This window comes from Phenylobacterium sp., from assembly GCF_036563285.1.
Taxonomy (GTDB): domain Bacteria; phylum Pseudomonadota; class Alphaproteobacteria; order Caulobacterales; family Caulobacteraceae; genus Phenylobacterium.
In genome coordinates this window covers 1-23,587 of record NZ_DATCMR010000006.1, presented here as the reverse complement: position 1 = coordinate 23,587, position 23,587 = coordinate 1, and the positions used below count along the sequence as shown (strand labels likewise).

The 23,587-nt window shown below is 69.5% G+C and carries 25 protein-coding genes; 12 read left to right on the top strand and 13 right to left on the bottom strand.

Going from position 1 to position 23,587, the window contains the following annotated elements:
* Positions 1–24: 24 nt before the first annotated feature.
* The 4 genes from VIL76_RS04810 to VIL76_RS04795 are packed head-to-tail and all read right to left on the bottom strand — an operon-like array spanning position 25 to position 3,666.
* Positions 25–1,518: an alpha/beta hydrolase gene (locus tag VIL76_RS04810; RefSeq protein WP_332043861.1), complete on the bottom strand. Its 1,494-nt coding sequence runs from the start codon at positions 1,516–1,518 to the stop codon at positions 25–27.
* Positions 1,519–1,528: 10 nt separating this feature from the next.
* Positions 1,529–1,837 carry an SCP2 sterol-binding domain-containing protein gene (locus VIL76_RS04805; protein ID WP_332043860.1) on the bottom strand — a complete coding sequence of 103 codons (309 nt, stop codon included), beginning with the start codon at positions 1,835–1,837 and terminating at the stop codon, positions 1,529–1,531.
* 60 nt (positions 1,838–1,897) lie between these two features.
* On the bottom strand, positions 1,898–2,785 hold the full coding sequence (locus VIL76_RS04800) for a methyltransferase (RefSeq protein WP_332044534.1): 888 nt from the start codon (positions 2,783–2,785) through the stop codon (positions 1,898–1,900).
* 47 nt (positions 2,786–2,832) lie between these two features.
* Positions 2,833–3,666, bottom strand: coding sequence for a class I SAM-dependent methyltransferase (locus VIL76_RS04795; RefSeq protein ID WP_332043859.1), 834 nt, complete (start codon positions 3,664–3,666; stop codon positions 2,833–2,835).
* A 236-nt stretch (positions 3,667–3,902) separates the two neighbouring features.
* Here VIL76_RS04795 and VIL76_RS04790 point away from each other — a divergent pair, with 236 nt between their 5' ends.
* The gene (locus VIL76_RS04790; protein ID WP_332043858.1) at positions 3,903–4,358 is read left to right on the top strand and encodes an Hsp20 family protein; all 456 of its coding nucleotides are present in this window, start codon (positions 3,903–3,905) and stop codon (positions 4,356–4,358) included.
* A gap of 63 nt (positions 4,359–4,421) precedes the next feature.
* On the opposite strand, the gene VIL76_RS04785 is transcribed toward VIL76_RS04790, so the two are convergent.
* From VIL76_RS04785 to gpmA, 3 genes are read right to left on the bottom strand one after another with little or no spacing between them, the layout of a single operon-like run.
* Complete coding sequence (locus VIL76_RS04785; RefSeq protein WP_332043857.1) at positions 4,422–5,681, bottom strand: pentapeptide repeat-containing protein; 1,260 nt, start codon at positions 5,679–5,681, stop codon at positions 4,422–4,424.
* 49 nt (positions 5,682–5,730) lie between these two features.
* Positions 5,731–6,189 carry a bifunctional diaminohydroxyphosphoribosylaminopyrimidine deaminase/5-amino-6-(5-phosphoribosylamino)uracil reductase RibD gene (locus VIL76_RS04780; protein WP_332043856.1) on the bottom strand — a complete coding sequence of 153 codons (459 nt, stop codon included), beginning with the start codon at positions 6,187–6,189 and terminating at the stop codon, positions 5,731–5,733.
* Positions 6,186–6,896: a 2,3-diphosphoglycerate-dependent phosphoglycerate mutase gene (gpmA, locus tag VIL76_RS04775; RefSeq protein WP_332043855.1), complete on the bottom strand. Its 711-nt coding sequence runs from the start codon at positions 6,894–6,896 to the stop codon at positions 6,186–6,188. The genes VIL76_RS04780 and gpmA overlap by 4 nt, the downstream gene beginning before the upstream one ends.
* 69 nt (positions 6,897–6,965) lie before the next feature.
* On the opposite strand from gpmA, the gene VIL76_RS04770 reads away from it, so the two are divergent.
* The 4 genes from VIL76_RS04770 (at position 6,966) to VIL76_RS04755 (ending at position 11,185) form a co-directional block, all read left to right on the top strand.
* Positions 6,966–7,211: a hypothetical protein gene (locus VIL76_RS04770; RefSeq protein ID WP_332043854.1), complete on the top strand. Its 246-nt coding sequence runs from the start codon at positions 6,966–6,968 to the stop codon at positions 7,209–7,211.
* Positions 7,208–8,173, top strand: coding sequence for a KpsF/GutQ family sugar-phosphate isomerase (locus VIL76_RS04765; RefSeq protein ID WP_332043853.1), 966 nt, complete (start codon positions 7,208–7,210; stop codon positions 8,171–8,173). The genes VIL76_RS04770 and VIL76_RS04765 overlap by 4 nt, the downstream gene beginning before the upstream one ends.
* Positions 8,174–8,259: 86 nt before the next feature.
* On the top strand, positions 8,260–9,762 hold the full coding sequence (locus VIL76_RS04760; RefSeq protein ID WP_332043852.1) for a phosphomannomutase/phosphoglucomutase: 1,503 nt from the start codon (positions 8,260–8,262) through the stop codon (positions 9,760–9,762).
* 115 nt (positions 9,763–9,877) lie between these two features.
* The gene (locus VIL76_RS04755; protein WP_332043851.1) at positions 9,878–11,185 is read left to right on the top strand and encodes a UDP-glucose/GDP-mannose dehydrogenase family protein; all 1,308 of its coding nucleotides are present in this window, start codon (positions 9,878–9,880) and stop codon (positions 11,183–11,185) included.
* Here VIL76_RS04755 and VIL76_RS04750 read toward each other — a convergent pair.
* The 3 genes from VIL76_RS04750 to glmM all read right to left on the bottom strand — a co-directional run bounded on the left by VIL76_RS04750 (position 11,182) and on the right by glmM (position 13,841).
* Positions 11,182–11,349, bottom strand: a complete 168-nt coding sequence (locus VIL76_RS04750; protein ID WP_332043850.1) for a hypothetical protein — start codon at positions 11,347–11,349, stop codon at positions 11,182–11,184. The two genes, VIL76_RS04755 and VIL76_RS04750, sit on opposite strands and share 4 nt — an antisense overlap.
* A gap of 99 nt (positions 11,350–11,448) precedes the next feature.
* Positions 11,449–12,297 carry a c-type cytochrome gene (locus VIL76_RS04745; protein ID WP_332043849.1) on the bottom strand — a complete coding sequence of 283 codons (849 nt, stop codon included), beginning with the start codon at positions 12,295–12,297 and terminating at the stop codon, positions 11,449–11,451.
* A gap of 191 nt (positions 12,298–12,488) precedes the next feature.
* Positions 12,489–13,841: a phosphoglucosamine mutase gene (glmM, locus tag VIL76_RS04740; protein ID WP_332043848.1), complete on the bottom strand. Its 1,353-nt coding sequence runs from the start codon at positions 13,839–13,841 to the stop codon at positions 12,489–12,491.
* Between the two features lie 125 nt (positions 13,842–13,966).
* Here glmM and glmS point away from each other — a divergent pair, with 125 nt between their 5' ends.
* Positions 13,967–15,781, top strand: coding sequence for a glutamine--fructose-6-phosphate transaminase (isomerizing) (glmS, locus tag VIL76_RS04735; RefSeq protein WP_332043847.1), 1,815 nt, complete (start codon positions 13,967–13,969; stop codon positions 15,779–15,781).
* A gap of 70 nt (positions 15,782–15,851) precedes the next feature.
* Here the strand turns inward: glmS and VIL76_RS04730 are convergent, their stop codons facing one another.
* Positions 15,852–16,145, bottom strand: coding sequence for a hypothetical protein (locus tag VIL76_RS04730; RefSeq protein ID WP_332043846.1), 294 nt, complete (start codon positions 16,143–16,145; stop codon positions 15,852–15,854).
* A 163-nt stretch (positions 16,146–16,308) separates the two neighbouring features.
* Between VIL76_RS04730 and VIL76_RS04725 the strand changes: the two genes are divergently transcribed.
* From VIL76_RS04725 to VIL76_RS04715, 3 genes are all read left to right on the top strand, one after another.
* Positions 16,309–17,181 (top strand): UTP--glucose-1-phosphate uridylyltransferase, encoded by an 873-nt coding sequence (locus VIL76_RS04725; RefSeq protein WP_332043845.1) that lies wholly within the window; start codon positions 16,309–16,311, stop codon positions 17,179–17,181.
* A 64-nt stretch (positions 17,182–17,245) separates the two neighbouring features.
* Entirely contained in the window at positions 17,246–18,457 is a 1,212-nt protein-coding gene (locus VIL76_RS04720; protein WP_332043844.1) for an NAD-dependent epimerase/dehydratase family protein, read from the top strand.
* A gap of 3 nt (positions 18,458–18,460) precedes the next feature.
* A complete protein-coding gene (locus VIL76_RS04715) occupies positions 18,461–19,315 on the top strand; it encodes an SDR family oxidoreductase (RefSeq protein ID WP_332043843.1) in 855 nt (284 codons plus the stop codon).
* On the opposite strand, the gene VIL76_RS04710 is transcribed toward VIL76_RS04715, so the two are convergent.
* Both VIL76_RS04710 and VIL76_RS04705 read right to left on the bottom strand, forming a co-directional pair.
* Positions 19,287–20,174 (bottom strand): DMT family transporter, encoded by an 888-nt coding sequence (locus VIL76_RS04710; RefSeq protein WP_332044533.1) that lies wholly within the window; start codon positions 20,172–20,174, stop codon positions 19,287–19,289. The genes VIL76_RS04715 and VIL76_RS04710 overlap by 29 nt on opposite strands.
* A gap of 38 nt (positions 20,175–20,212) precedes the next feature.
* A complete protein-coding gene (locus VIL76_RS04705; protein ID WP_332043842.1) occupies positions 20,213–20,962 on the bottom strand; it encodes an alpha/beta hydrolase in 750 nt (249 codons plus the stop codon).
* A gap of 77 nt (positions 20,963–21,039) precedes the next feature.
* Here VIL76_RS04705 and VIL76_RS04700 point away from each other — a divergent pair, with 77 nt between their 5' ends.
* From VIL76_RS04700 to infC, 3 genes are all read left to right on the top strand, one after another.
* Positions 21,040–22,203: a glycosyltransferase family 4 protein gene (locus VIL76_RS04700; protein ID WP_332043841.1), complete on the top strand. Its 1,164-nt coding sequence runs from the start codon at positions 21,040–21,042 to the stop codon at positions 22,201–22,203.
* The gene (locus VIL76_RS04695) at positions 22,203–23,186 is read left to right on the top strand and encodes a glycosyltransferase family 9 protein (RefSeq protein WP_332043840.1); all 984 of its coding nucleotides are present in this window, start codon (positions 22,203–22,205) and stop codon (positions 23,184–23,186) included. The genes VIL76_RS04700 and VIL76_RS04695 overlap by 1 nt, the downstream gene beginning before the upstream one ends.
* A 110-nt stretch (positions 23,187–23,296) precedes the next feature.
* A partial coding sequence (infC, locus tag VIL76_RS04690) for a translation initiation factor IF-3 (protein ID WP_332043839.1) occupies positions 23,297–23,587 on the top strand: 291 nt, incomplete at its 3' end.

Sequence of the window (23,587 nt, the reverse complement as noted above, 5' to 3'; positions counted from 1 at the left end):
CCACCCCGCTCGTACTGGTGTTGCTTACTTCTTCTTCGCCGGAGCCTTCTTCGCCATCGGCTTCTTGGCGGCGACCTTCTTGGCCGGAGCCTTCTTGGCGACCGGCTTCTTCGCGACGGTCTTCTTCGCAGCCGGCTTCTTGGCGGCGGTCGTCTTGGCCGGCGCCTTCTTCGCAGCCGCCGGCTTGGCGGCGGGCTTCTTGGCTACGGTCTTCTTGGCCGCAGGCTTCTTGGCGGCGGTCGGCTTCTTGGCGGCCGCAGGCTTCTTCGCAGCGGCGGGCTTCGCAGCCGGCTTCTTGGCGGCGGGCTTCTTCGCAGCCGTCGCCGGCTTCTTCGCGGCCGTCGGCTTCTTGGCCGCGGCGGGCTTGGCTTTCGCCGCGGCGGGTTTCTTCGCAGCGGGCTTCTTGGCAGTAGCGGCTTTCGCCATGTCGTTAGCTCCAGTTTCAGTTGAAGAAATGGCCGCGACGCCCGCATTGGGCGCCTCGACCGGTAGAAGTGGTGGACTCGCGGCCGCGGCGGCGGCCGGAGCCGCCTGGGTTGTCCCGACCGCTTTCGCGGTCGAGGCGGGCTTCGGCGCGACGCGGCCGGTTAGCGCGTCGAAGGCCCTAAGGAATATGTTTCGCATCTCATCCCTCTCCATCAGGATCTCGTGGTAGGCGCCGGGCACGTTGATGAGCTTGCCCTGCGGGAGGTGCCGGGCCGCAGAAGCCTGCGCGGCGTTGTCGACCAGCTTGTCGTCTTCGGCGGAGACGATGATCACCGGGACGGTGACACTGTGCAGCCGATCGGGTCTGGTGAGGTAGGCGGTGGCGCGGAACGCGAAGTCGAGCCAGCCCCACGTCGGCGCGCCGAGCGCCAGGTCGGGCTCGGCCGCATAAAGCGCGCACGTGCGCTCGAAGCGCGCGCGATCGTGGGTCAGCGCGTTGGACGCGAAGTCCACATCGAACGGCTTGCCGGGATCGCCGCGAACGTAGTGCGCGGCGCGGCCGAACAGCACCTGCATGCGCGCCATCATCCGTGCACGGCCGATCGGCACGGCGCCGGTGCGGATGCCGAGCATCGGCGCCGACAACACCGCGCCGGCGAAGCGGTCCTCGCCGTGCGCCAGCGACAGCAGCGTGAGGCAGCCGCCCATCGAGTGGCCCACCGCAATCCACGGCTTCGGCAGACGGTCCGCAAAGGCGCCGAGCAGAGCGCGGAAGTCGTCGAGGAAGGCCTGATAGCCTTTCGCGTGGCCCTTCAGCCGATCGCCCAACGAGCGAGCAGAAAATCCCTGGCCCCGCCAGTCGTGCGCGAGCACCACGAAGCCGCGCGAACGGAAGTCCTCGATGGTCTCGAAATATTTTTCGATCGGCTCGGTGCGACCGCCGGAGAGCACGATCGATCCGCGTGCAGAGCCTTCCGGACGGAAGATCGCGGCCCGCAGTTTTGCGCCTCCGGAGCCCTTGAACCACTCGGCTACAGCCCCCGCCGGGGCGGGGTTCTGAGGGGTCGAAACCAGGGGCGCCGAATCAGCCATTCCCCCACACCTAAGATGCCTTTGAAAATAAAGCCTGAATCTGCGGCTGCAGCTTCATGGCCAAACCCATGTCGGACAGACGCATCCGACCGGTCATTATCGCGCGCATAGGGTCGAGCTCGCGCTTGCCCAGGGCCTCGAGATCCTTGCGGCTGATGGTGACCACGAGGTCCGTCTTGCGGTCTTCGTTGGATACGTTCGCGCCATCGATGACGATGACGCCTTCGCCCTTCAGATCGAGCTTGATGGTCTTGTCGAGAGCGATATCGGACGACGCCGCGCGCCGGATCCGATCCGTCAATTCTTCGAGCGTCGCCATGCGCGAACACACTCCCGACTCGGCCGGAAGCTTCACCTCAGACGCGAGTGAAGTAAACCGCTAGCTCTGCTGGGTTGCAGGCTTGACGAAGCGAAGCGTCATTCGGTCGCTTTCGCCGATCGCATCGTATTTCGCGTGGTCGAATTCCGGATTGTCGGGCTGGCCTCTCGGCGAAGACCTGCGCACCGGCGGAAGCGTCCAGACACCGAACGGATGATCGCGCGTGTCCTTCGGATTGGCGTTGATCTCGCTCGCCTGCGCGAGCTGGAACCCGGCCTCCTGCGCGAGCTTCACGACATATGCCTGCTCGACGTAACCGTCCGTAGCCAGAACATCCGGGACGCCGCCGCCGCGCGCGCGGTGTTCCTCCACGCCGAGCGCGCCGCCTGGCTTCAGCGCGGCGAACGCATCGCGGAACGCCTTCTCCGCGATGCCGGCCGCCATCCAGTTGTGCAGGTTGCGCAGGAAGAGCACGAGATCGGCCGAGCCCGCCGGCGCCACCTCGCCGCTCGTGCGACCGAAGGCGGTGACCTGCACCTGGCCATACAGCTTCGGATTGGCATTGATCCGTCTACGGAACGCTTCGGCGACCACCGCGCCGGCGGTGTCGGCGGGGTCAGGCTCGAAGTGCGCGGCGTAGAGCCGGCCGCCGGTGGCGGCGAGGAACGGCGCGATGATGTCGGTGTACCAGCCGGCGCCTGGCCAGAACTCGACCACCGTCTGGCCCGGCTTCAAGCCCCAGAACTTCAGGCTCTCGACCGGATGGCGGAAGGCGTCGCGCGCGCGGTCCTCCGGCGTGCGCCAGGCGCCGGCGACGGCAGCCTCGAGCGTGACCGGACCCGCCGGCGCCTCCGGCTCCGACCTGGCCGGCGGCTTGCGCCCGCAGGCGCTGAGCGCGGCGGCGCCCAGCAGCATCGAGCGGCGGGAAAGGACGAGCGCACGGGTCATGTGCCCCGACGCTGCGCCGGGAATGTGGGCGGCCAGATGGCGGCTCGTCACTTCGGCTTCACGAAGCGCAGCGTCATCCGGTCGCTCTCGCCGATCGCGTCGTACTTGGCGCGTTCGAACTGCGGGTTGGCGGGCTGGCCGTTCGGCGCGGTGTTGCGGCTGGGCGGCAGCGTCCAGACGCCGAAGGGATGGTCCTTGGTGTCCTTCGGGTTGGCGTTCACCTCCGACTTGGCGGCCAGCTTGAAACCGGCCTTCTCGGCCGCAGCCACGACGGTCGACACTGCCACGTAGCCGTCGGAGACGTTCGCCTTCTCCGGACGGGGGTCGGCGCGGTGTTCCTCCACCGCCAGTACGCCGCCCGGCTTCAGGACGTCGTAGAAGTCCTTCATCAGCTTATCGAGGGCGTTCTGGTACATGAAGTTGTGGATGTTCCGCGCCGTGATGACCATGTCGGCGGAATTGGGGGCGCCGAGCGGCTTCGACTGCGGACCGAAGTTGGCGTAGGTGATCTGACCCCACTTCGCCTGGTCAGCATACTTGGCCTCGAAGGCGGCGCGGCCGCGCTTGGCGCCTTCCGAGATCTTCGGATTATCGAGGTCGGCGACGCCGGCCACGTACCGGCCGCCGGTGGCCTTGGCGTAGGGCGCGAGGATCTCGGTCCAGTAGCCGGAGCCCGGCGACACCTCGATCACCGTCTGCTTCGGCTTCAGGCCCCAGAAGGTGAGCGTCTGCTCGGGGTGGCGGAACTGGTCGCGGGCCTTGTGCTCGGCGGCGCGGGCGGGGCTCGCCACGGCGGCCTTCAGCTTGGCGTCGGCGGCGACGGCAGGGGCGGCGGCGATCAGCATGGCGAAGGCGGGCGCGGCGATGAAGGCGCGAAGCATGTCTGCGTCTCTCCCAGTGTTCTCGATTGGCGTTCTTGTGAGGCTCAACCCTAGAGCGCGCGAGCGCGCTGGCAAGGCCCCGTTTGGGGACCTCTTGAACGGCTTTTCGCCCCACCTACCTCTATCGGCGAAGGCGCTGGATTTCCGGGCCTTCTGGGCGCTGGACGAGGCCTGACAGGCTCGGCCGACGACCCAATCCATACGCAACCTTGCTTGAAGAGAAGGATGTGAACCGCATGCGTACGATCGACTTTTCCCCGCTCTACCGCTCCGTCGTGGGCTTCGACCGTCTGGCTGACTTGCTGGACGCGGCGACGAACGAGGCGGCCACGGGCTACCCGCCCTACAACATCGAGCGGGTGGACGAGAACGCCTACCGCATCGAGATCGCGGTGGCGGGCTTCCGTCCCGAAGAACTCAACGTCGAGGTGAAGGAGAACCTCCTCACCGTGCAGGGCCGCAAGGCCGCCAACGACGATCAGCGCCGCTACCTGCATCGCGGCCTGGCCGAGCGCAATTTCGAGCGCCGGTTCCAGCTGGCTGACTACGTCGTGGTGACCGACGCGAGCCTGGCCGACGGCCTGCTGTCGATCTCCCTGAAGCGCGAGCTTCCGGAAGCGCTGAAGCCGCGCCGGATCGAGATCAACGGCCAGGGCAAGTCGACCCTGATCGAAGGCGAAAAGGCCGCGTAAGCAGCCGGAGCCTCTCAGCTCAACCGACGAGGGCGGCGTCGCAAGGCGCCGCCTTTTTCGTCGTCAGATGATCTCGTCGAGGCCGCGGGCGCCGGTGCGTGTGGCGCCGGTGATCTTCACCTGCTTGAGCAGGGCGTTGGTGAAGTTCGCGCGGCTGACGTCGGCGCTCTCCAGGACTGCCTGACGCAGGTCGGCGCCGGCGAGGTCGGCGCCCTTCAGGTTGGCGCCCGTGAGGTCGCAGGGCAGAACCCGGTCCGAGTTGATCAGCAGAGGCCCCATCTGGGCCTCGCGCAGGTCCGAGCCGGAGAGCTTGGCGCGCACCAGCCGCGCGCCCCGCAGGTCCGCGCGGCGCAGGTTGCAGTTGCGCAGGTCGGCGCCTTCGAGATGGGCGCCCTGCAGCTGCACGCCTTCCATGTCGAGGCCGTAGAAGATGGCGCCCTTCGCGGGCAGGGCCGTGAGGTTGAAGCCGCGCACCGTGGGCAGGCCGCGCAGGTCGGCGTTGTCGAAGCTGGAGGGATGGCCCTCCGCGCCGCCGGACGCGCACCAGCGGGCGTGCTCCTGGATCATGATGTGGTAGGCGTCCTCGCCCTGCGGCCGGCCCGCCGGGGCGTCGGTGAGCACGCCGGCCATGTTGGCGTCCATGATGTTCCAGGCCAGCGTCTTGGCGCCCACGAGCACGGCGTCCTGCAGGTCGGCGCCTGCGAGATCCGCGCCGGACAGGTCCGCCCCCGAGAGGTTGGCGCCCTTCATGGTGGCCTGCTTCAGGTTCGCCCGGATGAGCTTGGCGTCCTTCAGGATGGCGTCGGTGAAGTCGGCCCGCTGGGCCATGATGCCGGACAGCCGCGTGCGCTCGAGGTTGGCGCCGATCAGGCTGGCGCCCTGCACCTCTCCGGGGCGGGCCTTGGGCTCCAGCATGCGGAACCCGAAGGCGCGGTCGGCGGCGGCGAGCGCCCCCTCGCGCAGGTCGGCCTCGAAGAGGTCGGCGCCGGTCAGGTTGCAGCCGCGCAGGGAGGCCCCGCGCAGGTCGCAGCGGCGCATGGAGGCCTCGGTGAGGTCGGCGCCATGCAGGTCGGCCCCGAACAGGGTGGCGTGGTCGAGCCGGGCGCCGACCATCTTGCAGTCGGCGAGCACGGCCCCGGTGAAGTCGGCGTTGCAGAGGTTGCGGCCCGAAAGATTGACCTCCGAGAGGTCCATCCAGGCGAACACGGCCCGGGCGCCGCCGGGCTTGGAGCTCCACAGCCGGTCGTGCCGGGCGCACAGGGTGTCGACGTCCTTCTGCGTCAGGCGCTTGACGACGAGGCTGTGGGCGGGCGCGACGGGCATGCACGCAAAGCGTACCCCGCCGCGCTTAACGATCGATTTCCGTTAGGCGTTAACGGGTGCGCGGACGGTAGCCGGCGTACAGGGCGCTGGCCTCGGTGCGCAGGACGTCGAGGGTGATGGCGACGCCGGCGTCCTTCAGCCGCTGGGTCCCCAGGCCGGACGCCAGGATCGAGGCGTCCTCGCAGCCGATCACCACCCGGGCGATCCCCGCAGCGGCCAGCCGCTCCGAGCAGGACGCCGCGCCAGAGGAGCGCGCGCCGCAGGGCTCCAGGGTGACGTAGGCGGTGGCGCCCCGGGCGGAGGCCCCGGCGGCCTCGAGGGCCTGTTCCTCGGCATGCGGCCGGCCGCCCGGCGCGGTGACCGCCTCGGCGACCACCTGGCCGCCCTGGACGATCAGGCAGCCGACGGCGGGGTTCTCGCCGGTCAGGCCCAGGCGGGTGCGGGCAAGCTCGAGGGCGCGGCGCATCAGCGCCTCGTCCTCCGCGGTCTGACGGTGGGCCTCGCTCACAGGGCCGGCAGGCTCTGCGCTCGCCCTTCGTCGAGGTAGCGGGCTGCAGTGGGCTTCAGGCCGGCGTCCAGCTCGATCAGCAGCGGGTTGCCGGTGGGGATCTCGACACCGACGATGGCGTCGTCCGAGACGCCGAACAGCAGCTTCACGATGGCCCGCAGAGAGTTGCCGTGTGCGGCGACCAGCAGGGTCTTGCCGCTCTCCAGCGCGGGCGCGATCTCGGCCTCCCAGTAGGGCTGCACCCGGTCCAGGGTGGTCTTGAGGCTCTCGGTGTCCGGCAGCACGGCGCCCGCGTAGCGGCGGTCCTTCGAGAAATCATACTCGGAGCCCGCCTCCATCGGCGGCGGCGGGATGTCGTAGGAGCGGCGCCAGACCTTGACTTGGTCCGCGCCGTGCTTGGCGGCCGTCTCCGTCTTGTTGAGGCCGGTGAGGCCGCCGTAGTGGCGTTCGTTGAGCCGCCAGTCCTTGATCTCCGGCACGAAGGTCTGGCCCGCGGCGGCGAGCGCCAGCCACGAGGTGCGGATCGCCCGCGTCAGCACGGAGGTGTAGCAGGCGTCGATGGCGACGCCGGCGGCCTTGATCAGCTCGCCGCCCTTCCTCGCCTCCGCCTCGCCCTGGGGCGTCAGGTCGACGTCTACCCAGCCGGTGAACTTGTCTTCCAGGTTCCACTGGCTCTGGCCGTGGCGCAGCAGGATGAGCGTGGGCAAGCGGGGCCTCCTTCGGTGATCGGGGCCGCCCGCTAGCACGGCGGAAAGCCAGCCGCTATACCCGCGGCCATGCTCGACCGCCTCTACCTGCCGCTGCTCGGCGCCGTCACCTTGCTGGTGATCGCGCTGGCCATGGTCTGGCCGCAGGGGCTGGGCGCCCGCTCGCCGGGGCCGTTCGGGCACACGCCGGTGCAGCAGACCCCGGAGATGAAGGCCAAGATCCTGCGCGAACACAACGCCGCCCAGGAACGCGACAAGCGGGCGCGCGACGCCATCCGGGAGCTGCAGACCCAGGCGATCGCCCCCTCGCAATGACCGCTGGCTTCGATCCGACCGCCGTGGGACGCCGCGTGCTGGCCCAGGAGGCCGAAGCGCTGGCGGCCCAGGCTGAGGCCCTGGGAGACGACTTCGCCCGGGCCGTGGACCTGCTGTTTGCCGCCAAGGGGCGCATCATCTGCACGGGCATGGGCAAGTCGGGCCACGTGGCGCGCAAGATCGCCGCCACCTTTGCCTCCACGGGCTCGCCCGCCTTCTTCGTCCACCCGGCGGAGGCCAGCCACGGCGACCTCGGGATGGTCACCGAGAACGACGTCATCGTCGGCCTGTCCAAGTCGGGCGAGGCCAAGGAGCTGGCCGACATCCTGGCCTATGCCGGCCGGTTCAAGATCCCGCTGATCGCCATCACCGCCGACCCTGCGAGCGCGCTGGGACGCGCCGCCGACGTGGTGCTGAGGCTGGCCGACGCGGCGGAGGCGACCTCGGAGGTCTCCGCCCCCACCACGTCCACCACCCTGCAGATCGCCTTGGGCGACGCGCTCGCCGTGGCGCTGCTGGAGAGGCGCGGGTTCAAGCCGTCTGACTTCCACGTCTTCCACCCGGGCGGGAAGCTGGGGGCCATGCTGCTCACCGCCAGAGCCCTGATGCACGGCGAGCACGAGCTGCCGCTGGTCACGTCGGACACCCCCATGCGCGAGACGCTGCTGGTGATGACCGAGAAGCGCTGGGGGATCGTGGGCGTGGTGAAGGATGGCCGGCTGTTGGGCGCCATCAGCGACGGCGACATCCGCCGCCACATCGAGGGCCTGCTGGACCACACCGCCGGCGAGGTGATGACGCCCGGGCCAAAGAAGACCGTGCCGCCGGACCTGCTCGCGTCCGAGGCGCTGGCGCTGATGAGCGATCCGCCGCCGGCGGTGACCGTGCTGTTCGTGGTCGACCACGGAAAGCCCGTCGGCATCCTCCACGTGCACGACATCCTGCGCGCCGGGGTCATGTAGGGCTCCGAAGCGACGCCTCAGGCGTTGAGCTGGCCTTGGGGCCTTCCCGACAGTAAGACACCACCCGCCGTAGACCCGGAGTTCCGATGCTGCCCGCGCCACGAGCCGACCTCGTCCCCAACACGTTCGACTTCGAGACCCAGCCGCTGGTGAAGGCGACGGGCTTCCGCGAATACGACGCGCGCTGGCTGTTCGGTCCGGAGATCAACCTGCTGGGAGTCCAGGCGCTCGGCCTTGGGCTGGGGACCTATATCCACGAGCTGGGTCAGACCCGCATCGTGGTCGGCCACGACTACCGGTCCTATTCGCTGTCCATCAAGCAGGCGCTCACCATCGGCCTGGTGGCGGCGGGCTGCGAGGTGCTGGACATCGGCTTGGCCACCTCGCCGATGGCGTATTTCGCCCAGTTCGACCTCGACGCGCCGTGCGTGGCCATGGTGACGGCCAGCCACAACGAGAACGGCTGGACGGGCGTGAAGATGGGCGCGCAGCGCCCGCTGACCTTCGGCCCCGACGAGATGGGCCGGCTGAAGGAGATCGTGCTGGGCGGCCAGTGGAAGCAGCGTCCCGGCGGGTCGGTCGCACACGTCGACGGCGTGAAGGGCCGCTACATCGCCGACGCCGCGACCCGCGCGCAGATCACCCGCCCGCTGAAGGTGATCGCCGCCTGCGGCAACGGCACGGCCGGCGCCTTCGCCCCGGAGGCGCTGCGGGCCATGGGCGTCGCAGAGCTCATCGAGATGGACTGCGAGCTCGACTGGACCTTCCCGAAGTACAACCCCAACCCCGAGGACCACCACATGCTCTCCGAGATGGCCAAGGCCGTCCGCGAGCATGGCGCCGACCTGTGCCTGGGCTTCGACGGAGACGGCGACCGCTGCGGCGTGGTCGACGACGAAGGCGAGGAGATCTTCGCCGACAAGATCGGCCTGATGCTGGCCCGCGACCTTTCCCAGCTGCACAAGGACGCCACTTTCGTGGTCGACGTGAAATCGACCGGCCTGTTCTCCACCGACGAGGTGCTGAAGGCGAACGGGGCGAACACCGTCTACTGGAAGACCGGCCACTCCTACATCAAGCGCAAAACCGCCGAGCTGGGGGCGCTCGCCGGCTTCGAAAAGTCCGGCCACTTCTTCTTCAATCCGCCGATCGGGCGCGGCTACGACGACGGCATCGTGGCGGCCGCGGCCATCCTGGCGATGCTGGACCGCAACCCGGGCAAGAAGCTCTCGGACCTCAAGAAGGCCCTGCCCGTCGCCCACACCTCGCTGACCATGAGCCCGCACTGCGCCGACGAGGAGAAGTATGGCGTCGTCGAGGACGTGGTCCGCGAATACCAGGAGCTCCACAAGTCCGGCGGCTCGATCCTGGGGCGCAGGATCACCGACCTGATCACCGTCAACGGCGTGCGGGTGGCGCTCGAGGACGGCTCCTGGGTGCTGGTGCGCGCCTCCTCGAACAAGCCCGAGATCGTGGTGGTGGTGGAGAGCCAGCAGTCCGAGGAGGACATGCGCGCCCTCTTCCGCGAGGAGGTGAAGCCCCGCCTCGCCAAGCGGCCGCAGGTGGGGGCCTACAACCAGGAGATCTGACGGCGCGGGACTTGCTGCCCGCCCGCCACACTGTCCCGCCGCGACACGGCGGGCGGTTGTTTACGCCTGCGCCGCGTGCCAAAGGCGCGCCAGCGAGACTTGGGGATCGGACTAGATGCACGTTGCGATGATCGGCACCGGCTATGTGGGCCTGGTGAGCGGGGCCTGCTTCGCCGACTTCGGCCACACCGTGACCTGCATCGACAAGGATGCGGGCAAGATCGAGCGCCTGCAGGGCGGGGGCATCCCGATCTACGAGCCGGGCCTCGACAAGCTGGTGGCCGACAACGTCAAGGCGGGCCGGCTGTTCTTCTCCACCGAGGCGGCGGACGCCGTGAAGAACGCGGACGCGGTGTTCATCGCGGTGGGCACGCCGTCGCGGCGTGGCGACGGCCATGCGGACCTCACCTACGTCTATGCTGCGGCCGAGGAGATCGCGGGCCTGGTGGACGGCTTCACCGTCGTGGTCACCAAGTCGACCGTGCCGGTGGGCACCGGCGACGAGATCGAGAAGATCTTCAAGCGCGTGCGGCCCGACGCCGACGTGGCCGTGGTGTCCAACCCGGAGTTCCTGCGCGAAGGCGCGGCCATCGAGGACTTCAAGCGGCCGGACCGCGTGGTGGTCGGCACCGACGATGACCGCGCCCGTGAAGTGATGCGGGAGCTCTACCGGCCTCTCTATCTGAACGAGACGCCGATCGTGTTTACGAGCCGGCGGACCAGCGAGCTGATCAAGTATGCGGCGAACGCCTTCCTGGCGATGAAGATCACCTTCATCAACGAGATCGCCGACCTCTGCGAGGCGGTGGAGGCCGACGTTCAGCACGTGGCCAAGGGCATCGGACTGGACAACCGCATCGGCGGCAAGTTCCTGCACGCCGGGCCCGGCTACGGCGGCTCGTGCTTCCCGAAGGACACCCTGGCGCTGGTGCGCACGGCTCGGGACGCCGGCGCGCCGGTGGACCTCATCGAAACCACGGTGAAGGTCAACGACGAGCGCAAGAAGGCGATGGCCGAGAAGGTCGTGCGCGCCATCGAGAGCGACGACCTGGCCGGCAAGACGATCGGAGTGCTGGGGCTGACCTTCAAGCCGAACACCGACGACATGCGCGACGCGCCGAGCCTCGACATCGTGCCGGCGCTGGCCGCCCGCGGCGCGAAGGTGCAGGCCTTCGACCCCGAAGGGATGGGCGAGGCCCGCCACATGCTGAAGGATGTGGAGTTCAAGGAGGATCCCTACGCCGTGGCCGAGGGCGCCGACGCCCTGGTGATCATCACGGAATGGGATCAGTTCCGGGCGCTCGACCTCGATCGGATCAAGCTGCTGATGAACGCGCCGGTGCTGATCGACCTGCGCAACATCTACAAGCCCGACGACATGCGGGCCCGCGGGTTCAGGTACACGAGCGTCGGTCGGGCCTAGCCCAGCCCGAAATAGCCGGTGTCCACGAGAGCCTGGGCGATCCAGACGACGCCGGCCCAGAAGGCGACGGCCAAGGCGACGACGAAGGCCAGGCAGGCCACGGAGCTGATGCTCCGGCCCATCGGCCCCGCCGCACCTGCGCCAAAGGCGAGGTTGCGACGCAAATGTTTCCTCCTCGTTCATCCCCGCCGGTCGAGCGGCGGGGACGTGATTCCGAATTATTACACCATGTTCACAATCCGCCTAGTCGCGCTTCGTTCCGGTCACACGCCCTTGTCCGCCCGCGCGCGCAGGTACTCGTAGAGCGCCGCGACCTCGTCGTCCGACAGGTGCGAGAAGCGATCGCGCGCCACGCCGGACATGAGGCCGAGGTCGCGGCCGGTGGGCGGGACCCCGGTGCGCAGCAGCGTTGCGAAGTCCTGCGGAGAATAGGCGGCGGCGACGTCCAGGTCCGGCGCCTTCAGCGCCTCGCGTCCGCGCAGGTCCTTGCCGTGGCACTCGGTGCAGGCCCGGGCGACCTCGCGGCCCTTCGCGTAGGTGGGCCCCAGGTCCGGCCGGTAGCGGTCGGCGTCGAGCCGCAGCATCTGCGGGGCGGAGTGGAACTTGCCGAGGATCAGGCCGAGGCGGCCGACGGGCCCGATCTGGCTGCGCGGCTGCTCTTCGCCCTTCACCGGGAAGCTGCGGATGTAGGCGAGCAGGTCGGAGGTCTCCTGGTCGGTCAGTTCGGCGAAGGCTTCGGACGGCATGATCCACAGGCTGCGGCCGTCGGCGGCCACGCCGTGGCGGATGGCGCTGTCCAGCTCGCCATCGCTCTGCTCGGCGGCGGCCAGGGTAAGGTTGGGGCCGTAGCCGCGGAAGATCGGCATCTCGTCGTGGAACATGCGGCCGTCCAGGTCCTTGCCGTGGCAGTCGTGGCAGCCGTTGATCAGGGCCACGCGGCGGCCGCGCTCGACCGCGCCGGGATCGCGGGCGGCGACCAGCTGGGTCTCCGCCTTGGGGTAAGAGCGGCGGAACAGCACCTCGCTGGCGGCGAAGGCGCCCAGGCCGGCGAACAGGACGACGGTGACCAGGCCGGCCAGCCCAAGGCCGGCCCAGCGGATGACGCGCTTCATGGAAATCCCCTAGCTCGATGGTGCGCGCCGGCGGTTTTCAGGAGCGCCGTTCGCGGAGCGCGGGTCCTTAAGCTAGGCCGTACACGGAGCCAAGGCGCGGGTTTGCAGGGCTGTTATGCAGGTTTGCAGAACAGCTCAGCCGGGCGACTTGCGGCGCTTCGAGACGCTCTCGGCCGACAGGTTCACGAGGTTCAGGCCGCCGCCTTCTTCACCGCGCCCACTATCTCCTTGACCACTTGGCTGACGAGCTTCTCGTCGTCGCCCTCGGCCATGATGCGGATCAAGGGCTCGGTCCCCGAGGCGCGCACGACGATGCGGCCCGATCCGTTGAGCTTCTCCTCGGCGTCCTTGATCACGGCCTTCACCTGGTCGCTCTCGAGCGGCTTGCCGGAGGCGAAACGGACGTTCTCCAGCTTCTGCGGCGCGGGCTCGAACTGGCGGGCGAGGGCGCTCATCGGCTTGTCGCTCTCCTTCAGCACCGCCAGCACCTGAAGGGCGGCCAGCAGGCCGTCTCCGGTGGTGGAGAAGTCGGTCATGATGATGTGGCCGGACTGCTCGCCGCCCAGGTTGAAGCCCCCCTCGCGCATGCGGGCCATCACGTAGCGATCGCCGACCTGGGTCCGCTCGAGCTTCAGGTTGCGGGCCTTCAGGTAGCGCTCCAAGCCGAGGTTCGACATCACCGTGGCCACCACCCCGCCGCCGGTGAGCCTGTCGCGCCTGGCCCAGCTGTCGGCGATCAGCGCCATGATCTGGTCGCCGTCGACGACCTGGCCCTTCTCGTCGCAGATCACCAGCCGGTCGGCGTCGCCGTCCAGCGCGATGCCGATGTCGGCACGGTAGTCCTTCACCGCCTTCTGCATGGCGGCAGGCTGGGTGGAGCCCACTTCCTCGTTGATATTGAAGCCGTTTGGCTCGACGCCGACCCTGATGATCTCCGCGCCCAGCTCGTAGAGAGCCTCGGGCGCGACCTTGTAGGCGGCGCCGTTGGCGCAATCGATCACCACCCGCATGCCCGACAGCGACAGCCCCCGCGGGAATGTGGCCTTGGCGATCTCGACGTAGCGGGCCTGGCTGTCATCGATCCGCTGCACGCGGCCGAGCCCCTGCGGCGGCGCCAGGCGCTCCTGCAGCCCCTCGTCCATAAGGGCCTCGATCTCCAGCTCGCGCTCGTCGGACAGCTTGTAGCCGTCGGGGCCGAACAGCTTGATGCCGTTGTCGGCGAAATGGTTGTGCGAGGCCGAGATCATCACGCCCAGGTCGGCGCGCAAGCTGCGGGTCATCATGGCCACGCCGGGGGTCGGCAGCGGCCCGAACAGGCGCACGTCCATGCCCACGCTGGTGAAGCCGGCGACCAGGGCCGGCTCGATCATGTAGCCGGACAGGCGGGTGTCCTTGCCGATCACCACCAGGTGGCGGCGGTCGTCCTTCGACATGAAGAGCTTGCCTGCGGCCATCCCCACGCGCAGAGCCACTTCCGCCGTCATGGGATGGCGGTTGGCCTGACCGCGGATGCCGTCTGTGCCGAAATAGGCGCGCTTGCTCATGGATTGCTCTCGAAACGATCAGAAACCCAGATTTACGATCCTGGAGCTTAGCCGATGCTAAATCCGCCGCGTTATGGCGGAAGCCAAGTTTTCTTGCCTGATATTTCAAGGGAAGCCAGAGCCACATGTGCGGCATCATCGGCATCGTGGGCGAAAGCCCTGTCCAGGACCGGCTCATCGAGAGCCTGAAGCGCCTGGAGTACCGGGGCTATGACTCGGCCGGCATCGCGGGCTGTGTCGATGGCCAGGTCGAGCGCCGCCGCGCCAAGGGCAAGATCCGCGCCCTGGAGGAGGTGTTGGCCTCCGAGCCGCTCAACGCCAAGGTCGGCATCGGCCACACCCGCTGGGCCACCCACGGCGCGCCCTCTGAGACCAATGCGCACCCGCACAAGGCGGGCCGCGTCACCCTGGTGCACAACGGGATCATCGAAAACTACGCCGAGCTTCGCGACTCCCTGACAAGGCGCGGGCGCACCTTCGAAAGCGAGACGGATACGGAGGTCATCGCCCACCTGCTGGACTGCGAGCTCGAGAAGAAGCCGCCGATCGAGGCGATGAAGGCCACCCTGGACCAGCTGACCGGCGCCTACGCGATCGGTGTCCTCATCGAAGGCGAAGACGCCCTGGTGATGGGCGCCCGCCGCGGCAGCCCGCTCGTCGTGGGGTACGGCGACGGGGAGATGTTCATCGGCTCGGACGCCCTGGCCGTGGGCCCGTTCACCAACCGCATAGCCTATCTGGACGAAGGCGATTTCGTCGCCATCGACCACAAGACGGCGCGGATCTTCGACGAGACCGGCCAACCGGTGCAGCGGCCGGTGCGCACCGTCGCGGCGTCCGCCGCCCTCGTCGAGAAGGGCAACTACCGGCACTTCATGGAAAAGGAGATCCACGACCAGCCGGACGCCTGCCAGCATACCCTGTCGGCCTACATCGATCCCACCACGGGCAAGGTTCAGGCCCCCGGCGGGGTGGATCTGGCGGCCTTCGACCGCATCCAGATCGTGGCCTGCGGCACCGCCAGCTACGCCGGCTCCATCGCCCGCTACCTGTTCGAGCGGCTGGCCGGCCTCCCCTGCGACGTGGAGGTGGCCTCGGAGTTCCGGTATCGCCAGCCGGCGGTGTCGCCCAAGACCCTCGCCATCGCGGTTTCCCAGTCGGGCGAGACGGCCGACACGCTCGCGGCGCTCCGCTGGTGCAAGCAGCAGGGGCTGACCACCGCTGCGGTGGTGAATGTCCACGAAAGCACCATGGCGCGGGAAGCCGACGTGCTGTTCCCGACCCACGCCGGGCCGGAGATCGGAGTGGCTTCGACGAAGGCCTTCACGAGCCAGGTGGCGGCGCTCATGGCGCTGGCGGTGGCCGCCGCGGCCGCGCGCGGGCGGATCGACGCCATGGAGGAGAAGAGGCTGTCGAAGCTGCTCCTCGAGGCGCCGCGCCTGCTGGCGGACGCCGCCCAGCTCGAGGACGAGATCCGCGCGCTGGCGCCGGAGCTCGCCAAGGCGCGCGACGTGCTCTACCTCGGTCGCGGAGCCCTCTTCCCGCTGGCGTTGGAAGGCGCGCTGAAGCTCAAGGAAATCAGCTATATACACGCCGAGGGCTATGCCGCCGGCGAACTCAAGCACGGACCCATCGCCCTGATCGACGAGGCGACGCCGGTGATCGTCATCGCTCCGTCCGATCCCTTGTTTGAAAAGACGGTCTCCAACATGAGCGAGGTGGCGGCCCGGGGCGGACCGATCATCCTGATCACTGACACGGAGGGCGCAAAGAACGCGCCCGCCAACGCCCGGGTCATCGTCGGGCCCACCTGCGACCCGTTCCTGCACCCGCTGGTCTACGCGCCGCCCATCCAACTGCTCGCCTACTACGTCGCCGTCCAGAAGGGCGCCGACGTGGACCAGCCGCGCAACCTGGCGAAGTCGGTCACCGTCGAATAGCGGACAGCAAAACGGCCGCCCTGCGGAGGGCGGCCGTTCGCATTCTCAGTCCTACGACTGGAGAAGAAGCTTACTTCTTTTCCGGGGTCGTGGTCGTCGTGGTGGACGACATGGAACCGGTCGCGCCGGCGTCCGCCGGAGCGGTCGCCGCAGCGCCGGTCGTGTCGGTCGTGGTGGTGGAGGTGGTCGCAGCGGCGTCAGCCGGAGGCGTGGTCGCGGCGGCGTCAGCGGCCGGAGCGGTCGCCGAGGCGTCCGCGGCGGTGCCGGTGGCGGCCGGGGTTTCTTCTTGCTTCTGTTGGCAAGCCGACAGGGTCGCAGCGAGGGCGACAGCGGCGACGGCCGAAGTGATCATACGAAGTTTCATGAGTAGGCTCCCCTGGAGGACTATCCCCCCGACGCGCGAGTCATACACGGATCGGTGAAGTCGCGAAATCGTGATCGTGCTCAAGACGCGAATTTTTGTCGCGCAAGCTGTGGATTTCCCCTGGAGCGTCGTCTAGGTCGGGCCCCGCATTTGGAGGGCTGGTATGGCGACGAAGCGCGTACGTAAGGCGGTGCTGCCGGTGGCGGGGCTGGGCACCCGGGTGCTCCCCGGGGCCAAGACGACGCCGAAGAACCTGCTGAACGTCGTGGACCGACCGATCCTGTCCTACATCGTCGAGGAGGCCCGCGCGGCGGGCATCGAGCATTTCGTGTTCATCGTGGGCCGCGGCCAGGGCGCGATCGAGGACTACTTCGACCGCATGCCCGAGATCGAAGACGCGCTGGAGGCCAAGGGCAAGCTGGACATCCTGGCCGACGTCCGCCGCGACGTGCTGGAGCCCGGCCAGATGAGCTTCGTGCGCCAGATGGCGCCCCTGGGCCTCGGCCACGCGGTGTGGTGCGCCCGGGACATCATCGGCGACGAGCCCTTCGCGGTGATGCTGCCGGACATGCTGATGGCCGCCGATCCGCCGGCCCTGGCGCAGGCGGTGGCGGCCTACGAGAAGGTGGGGGGCAACATCGTGGTGGTGGAGCCGGCGCCCGAGGGCGAGGCCCACAAGTACGGGATCGTGGCCCTGGACGGCCAGGACGGCCGACTGAACCGCATGACAGGCATGGTGGAGAAGCCCAGGCCGGGCACCGAGCCCTCCAACCTCTTCATCTCCGGCCGCTACATCCTGCAGCCCGACATCTTCGAGGTCCTGCAGACCCAGGAGCGCGGCGCCGGCGGCGAGATCCAGCTGACCGACGGCATGGCCAACCTGATGAAGCGGCGGGACTTCCACGCCCTCGAATACGAGGGGACCACCTACGACTGCGGCGACAAGATCGGGCTCCTGCGGGCCAACGTCGCCTTCGCCCTGCGCCGTCCGGAACTGGCCGACGCCGCCCGGGAGGCGATCCGGGAACTGCTCTAGGTATTGGCGAACGCCGCCCTCCTGCGCTAGCCCTTGCAAGGGGGAGGCGCAGCCTGGAGGGGTGATGCGCGTACTTGTGCTGGGCGGCGACGGATTCTGCGGCTGGCCGACCGCGCTCCATCTGTCGGCCCGCGGCCACGAGGTCGCCATCGCGGACAACCTCTCGCGCCGCCGCATCGACGAGGAGCTGGGCGCCGGCTCGCTGACGCCCATCGCCGCCATGCACGAGCGATTGGCGGCCTGGGCGGAGGTGTCGGGCCGCACCATCGGCTTCCACGAGCTCACCGTCGGCAAGGACTACGACGGCCTGCTGGCGCTGGTCCGCACCTGGCGGCCAGACGCCGTCGTCCACTTCGCCGAGCAGCGCGCGGCGCCCTATTCGATGAAGACGGCCCGCCACAAGCGCTACACCGTCGACAACAACCTCAACGCCACCAACGACATCCTGGCCGCCATCGTGGAGAGCGACCTCGACGTCCACCTGGTCCACCTGGGCACCATGGGCGTCTACGGCTACGGCACGGCGGGGATGGCGATCCCCGAGGGCTACCTGACCGTGAAGGTGGAGACGCCGGACGGCTGGCAGCCACGAGAGATCCTCTATCCCGCCAATCCGGGCTCGATCTACCACCTGACCAAGACCCAGGACGCCCTGCTCTTCCAGTTCTACGCCAAGAACGATGGCGTTCGGATCACCGACCTGCACCAGGGCATCGTCTGGGGCACCCAGACCGCCGAGACCCGGCTCGACCCGCGGCTGATCAACCGCTTCGACTACGACGGCGACTACGGGACGGTGCTGAACCGGTTCCTGATGCAGGCCGCCGTCGGCTATCCGCTCACCGTCCACGGACCCGGCGGCCAGACGCGGGCCTTCATCAACATCCAGGACACCGTCCGCTGCGTGGAGCTGGCGCTCGCCCACCCGCCGCAGCGGGGCGAGCGGGTCAAGGTGATGAACCAGATGACCGAATGCTGGCGCGTCCGCGAGCTCGCCCAGATGGTCGCCAGGCTCACCGGCGCGGCCGTCGCCCACCTGCCCAATCCCCGCCAGGAGGCCGACGAGAACGACCTCCTGGTCGAGAACCGGCGCCTGCTCTCCTACGGCCTCGAGCCCATCACCCTGGAGGAAGGCCTGCTCCTGGAGGTGGCGGAGATCGCCCGCGAGTTCGCCGGCCGCGCCGACCTCTCCAAGATCCCCTGCGTCAGCGTCTGGAATGCGGAACGCGCGGCGGCGACGGCGGCCAGCCAAGCCGGCGCCGTGGCAGCGGAATAGCGTTTGAAGCTTTTCCTCTTCGGCTACGGCTTCGCAGGACGGGCGCTGGCCAGGCGGCTGGCGGCGAAGGGCTGGAGCGTGGCGGCCACCTATCGGCAGGACCCCGCCCCGCTGGCGGCGGACGGCGTGACCGCCCTGCATGTCCACGACCAGGGCCGCATCGCCGACGAGCTCGCCGACACCCAGGCCCTGCTCGTCACCGCGCCGCCGACGCCGGAGGGCTGTCTCGGCCTGGCGGCGCTCGTACCGGCCCTGGCCCGCGCCCAGGCGTTCCCGGACTGGACGGGCTACCTCTCCACGACCGGCGTCTACGGCGACCGCCGCGGCGGCTGGGTGACCGAGGCCAGCCGCCTGGCGGCCCAGTCGCTCGAAGGTGCGCGGCGCGTGGCGGCGGAGCGGGACTGGCTGGAGGTCGGCCGTGGCATGGGGTTGACGGTGACGGTGTTCCGGCTGCCGGGGATCTACGGACCGGGCCGCTCGGCGCTGGACCGCCTGCGCGCGGGCAACGCCCGCCGCATCGCCGCCCCCGGCCAGGTGTTCTCCCGGGTCCACGTCGAGGACCTGGCGGCGGGCCTGGAGGCCTCCATCGCGCGGCCAAGGGCCGGCGGCATCTACAACCTCTGCGACGACGAGCCGGCGCCGAACCCCGACGTCATCGCCTATGCGGCCCGCCTGCTGGGCGTGGCGCCGCCGCCGGAGGTCCCGCTCGCCGAGGCGGCGCTGTCACCCGCCGCCCTACGCTTCTACGCCGAGAGCAAGCGCGTCTCGAACGCCCGCGCCAAGGCCGAGCTCGGCTGGCGCCCGGCCTATCCGACCTACCGCGAAGGCCTCAGGGCGATCCTGGAGGGCGGCGGCTGACCCGCCGCTGCGCCCAGGCGGCGAGCCCGATGCCGCTGAAGATCAGCGCCACGCCGGCCGCGTGGAACAGGTGGAACGTCTCCCCGAGCAGGAGGACCGCGAGCACGGCGCCGAACACCGGCTGCAGGTGCAGGAACTGGCTCGCCCGCGCCGAGCCGATCAGCTCCACGCCGCGGTTGAAGAACAGGTAGGCCAGGAAGGACGGGAAGACGGCCACATAGCCGAGACCCAGGAGCACCGCTGGCGTCGGCGGCATCTGGCGGCCGCTCGCCATCTCCAGGGCATAGGCCGGCGCCAGCAAAATCGCCGCGGCCGTGAACGTCGCCCACAGCAGGCTCAGCGGATGCACGTCCGGCCGCCGGCGCAGCAGCAGCGAATAGACGGCGTAGAGCACCACGCCCGTGAACACGAGCGCGTCGCCGCCGTTCAGCTCCACCTCGAGCAGGGCCCACGGCCGCCCGCGCGAGATCACCACCAGCACGCCCAGCAGCGACAGCAGGACCCCCGCGAGCTGCCCCCGCGTCGTCCGCTCCCGCAGCGCCAGCCAGGCGAACAGCATCACCAGCGGCGGAATGGCGGCCTGCATGAGGATGCTGTTCAGCGCCGTCGTGTACTGCAGCCCCACGTAGAGCAGCGCCCCGAATGCGCCCACGCCGGTCACCGCCAGCGCCAGGATCATGCGCCACCGGCGGCGAAGCTCGGCTCGATCGCGCTTCAGGTGCGGCCACGCCACCGGCGTCACCAGCACCAGGGCCAGGACCCAGCGCCAGAAGGCCAGCGCGATGGGCGCGGCCTCGTCGGCCAGCGCCCTGCCGGCGATCGAATTACCCGCCCAGAAGAGCATGGTGACCGCGAGCAGGAGGGGAGCCGAACGCCACAGCCCGGCGAGCAGCGGGCTCAGGCGCAGACCTCCTGGAGCGCGGCAAGCAGGCGCGCGATGTCCTGCGGCCGCGACAGCCGGTGGTCGCCGTCCTTGATGAGGGTGAAGACCACGTCCGCGCTCTTCATGCCGTGGGCGTACTCCAGCGCGTGGCGCCAGGGCACGTCGGGGTCCTCGCCGCCCTGCAGAACGCGGACCGGGCAGTCGATCGGGATCGGCTGGGCCTCAAGGATCGACCAGCGCGCGCCGTCCTCCAGCAGTGTCCGCGAGATCGGATAGGGATCGCCGTACTCCGACGGCCGGAGCCAGACGCCGTCGGCCTTCAGCGCGGCGAGGCCTTCCGGCGGGATCTCCGGCGCCATCAGCTTCTCGGTGAAGTCCGGCGCGGGCGCGATCAGCACCATAGCCCTCACGCGCTCGGGCCAGGCCATGGCCACTAGGCCGGCGATCCAGCCGCCCATGGAGGAGCCCACCAGCACCACGTCTCCCCGGACCAGCTCGTCGAGGACGGCGAGCGCATCCTCGCGCCAGCGGGTGATGGTCCCGTCCACGAAGGCGCCGGAGGACTCGCCGTGCCCGAAATAGTCGAAGCGGACATAGGCGCGGCCGGCGGCGAGCGCCCAGCCGGCGAGGGCCTGAGCCTTGGTCCCGGCCATGTCCGACTTGAACCCGCCGAGCCACACCACCGTGGGCCCGGCGCCCTCCACGCGGCGCCACGCGATACGCTGGCCGTCGGGCCGTTCAAGGAAGCCGCTCGTCTCGCTCATCCCCCGCTCTTAGCGCGCCCATCCACATGCGTCAGCGGCGAGCCTTTACCGACTCCCGTTTCGCGGTATGCAGGGGCGTGGCGCTGCCTCCTGACTTCACCCTGCTGCAGGTCATCCCGGAGCTCGAGACCGGCGGGGCCGAGCAGACCACCATCGACGTCGCCCATGCGGTCGTGGCGGCGGGCGGCAAGGCGCTGGTGGCCGCCCGCGGCGGGCGCATGGCCTCGCGGCTGGAGGCGGACGGCGGCCGGCTCGCCGAGATGCCGGTGCAATCGAAGAACCCGCTGGTGATGCTGGGCAACGCCTCTCGGCTCGTCGACCTGATCCGCCGCGAGCGGGTGAGCGTCGTCCATGCCCGCAGCCGGGCGCCGGCCTTCTCGGCGCTGTGGGCGGCGCACATGACAAAGACGCCGTTCGTGGCGACCTACCACGGTGTCTACAAGGCCAAGTCGAGCCTGAAGCGCTGGTACAATGCCGTGATGACCCGCGGCGACCTGGTGATCGCCAACTCGGACTACACGCGCGCCCACATCCTGGCCGAGCACCAGATCGACCCGGAGCGGGTGGTGACCATCCCGCGGGGCGTGGACCTGAAGCGCTTCACGCCGTCGTGGGTGACCTCGGACCGTGTCGACGCGCTGCGGACCGGCTGGGGCATCGCGCCGGACGAGCGCCGGACGAAGATCCTGCTGGCCGGCCGGCTCACCCGGATCAAGGGCCACCTGACGATCATCGAGGCCGCCGCGCGGCTGAAGGCGCAGGGGCGGCAGGACTTCCTGGTCCTCTTCGCGGGCGACGACCAGGGCCGCACCGGCTACCGCGAGGAGCTCAACACCGCCATCGCCCAGGCGGGGCTCGGCGAGGACGTGAAGCTCGTCGGCCATTGCGACGACATGCCGGCCGCCTACCTGCTCTGCGATGTCGCCATCCTGCCCACCCTGGTCCCCGAGAGCTTCGGCCGCGCGGCGGTGGAGCCGCAGGCCATGGGCCGCCCGGTGATCGCCTCCGATGAGGGCGGCACCGCCGAGACCGTGGTTGACGGGGTGACCGGCTGGCTCGTCCCGCCGGGCGACGCGCAGGCCTGGGCCGACGCCATGGGCCGCGCCATCGACCTGGGGCCCGGCAAGCGCCTGGAGATCGGGCAGGCTGGGGCAAATCGCGCCCGCTCCCTCTATTCGGTGGACGCGATGTGCGAAGCGACCCTTTGGGCTTATGAACGGGTGCTGGAGGCCCGCGCCTGATGGCTCGCAAGGTGCAGAAGATCCTGGTCATCAAGCTGGGCGCGCTGGGCGATTTCGTCCTGGCGCTGGCGGCCATGAAGAAAATCCGCGAGGCGCACCCCAAGGATCACATCAGCCTGCTCACCACCCCGCCGTTCCTCGAACTGGCCAAGACCTGCCCCTACTTCAACGCGGTGCACACCGACGGCCGGCCGGAGAGCTTCGGCCAGTGGATGGAGCTTCGGAAGCGGCTGAAGGCCGCCAACTACGACCGCGTCTACGACCTGCAGACCTCCGCCCAGTCGAACCGCATCTTCCAGCTGCTGCGGCCGAGCCCGCCGCCGTGGTCCGGCATCGCGCTGGGCTGTTCCATGCCGCACAGGAACAAGCTGCGCGACCACATGCATACCCTGGAGCGCCACGCCGACCAGCTGATGTACGCCGGCATCTGGCCCGACGCCCCGACGGCTCCGGGCACGGCGCCGGGGCCGGACCTATCGTGGATCTGGAAGGCTGCGCCGTCGGACCGGCCCGTCCCGGGCGGCGTTCGGCCCAAGCCCTATGTGATGGTGGTGCCCGGCGGCTCCCAGCACCGGCCGGAGAAGCGCTGGCCAGTGGAGAACTACGCGGAGCTCTGCCGCATCCTCTACAGCCGCGGCTTCGACGTGGTGATCATCGGCGGCCCCGCCGAGTCGAGCCTGGCGCACGCCATCCAGCGCAGCGTGCCCAGGGCGCGCGACCTGACCGGACGCACCGACTTCCAGCGGATCGCGGTCCTGGCGACCAAGGCCGCCCTGGCGGTCGGCAACGACACCGGACCGCTGCACCTGGCCGCCGCCGCGGGCGCGCCCACGGTGGTGCTGTTCTCCGGCGCGTCGGACCCGGCGCTGTCGGCGCCGCGGGGCAAGGTGGAGATCCTGCAGGCCCAGAGTCTCTCCGAACTGGCTGTTGCGAAAGTGGCGCAAACGGCGCTTTCGCTGGCTCCGGCCCCAGCCTCGGCTTGATAGAGCAGTAACCCTCCCGCATATACTGGTTAAGAGTGACCGGAGCGCCTACAAGCGCGCCGGCGTTCTGTGTTGAAACAGCTATCGGAGCCCCGCCTATTCGCCGCCCCATGCAAGCGCCGCCCGTCAAAGACGGTCCGCGCATGAACGAAGATATCCGCGTCCCCCGCGTCCTGCTCATCGACCAGCACGGTGAGAAGCAGGGCGTGATGCCCACCTCCGCCGCCATCGAGGCCGCCGAGGAAGCCGGTCTCGACCTCGTGGAGATCGTCCCGAACGCGGATCCGCCCGTTTGCAAGATCCTGGACTACGGCAAGTTCAAGTTCCAGGAGCAGAAGAAGAAGAACGAGGCGCGCAAGCGGCAGAAGGTGGTGGAGATCAAGGAGATCAAGCTCCGCCCG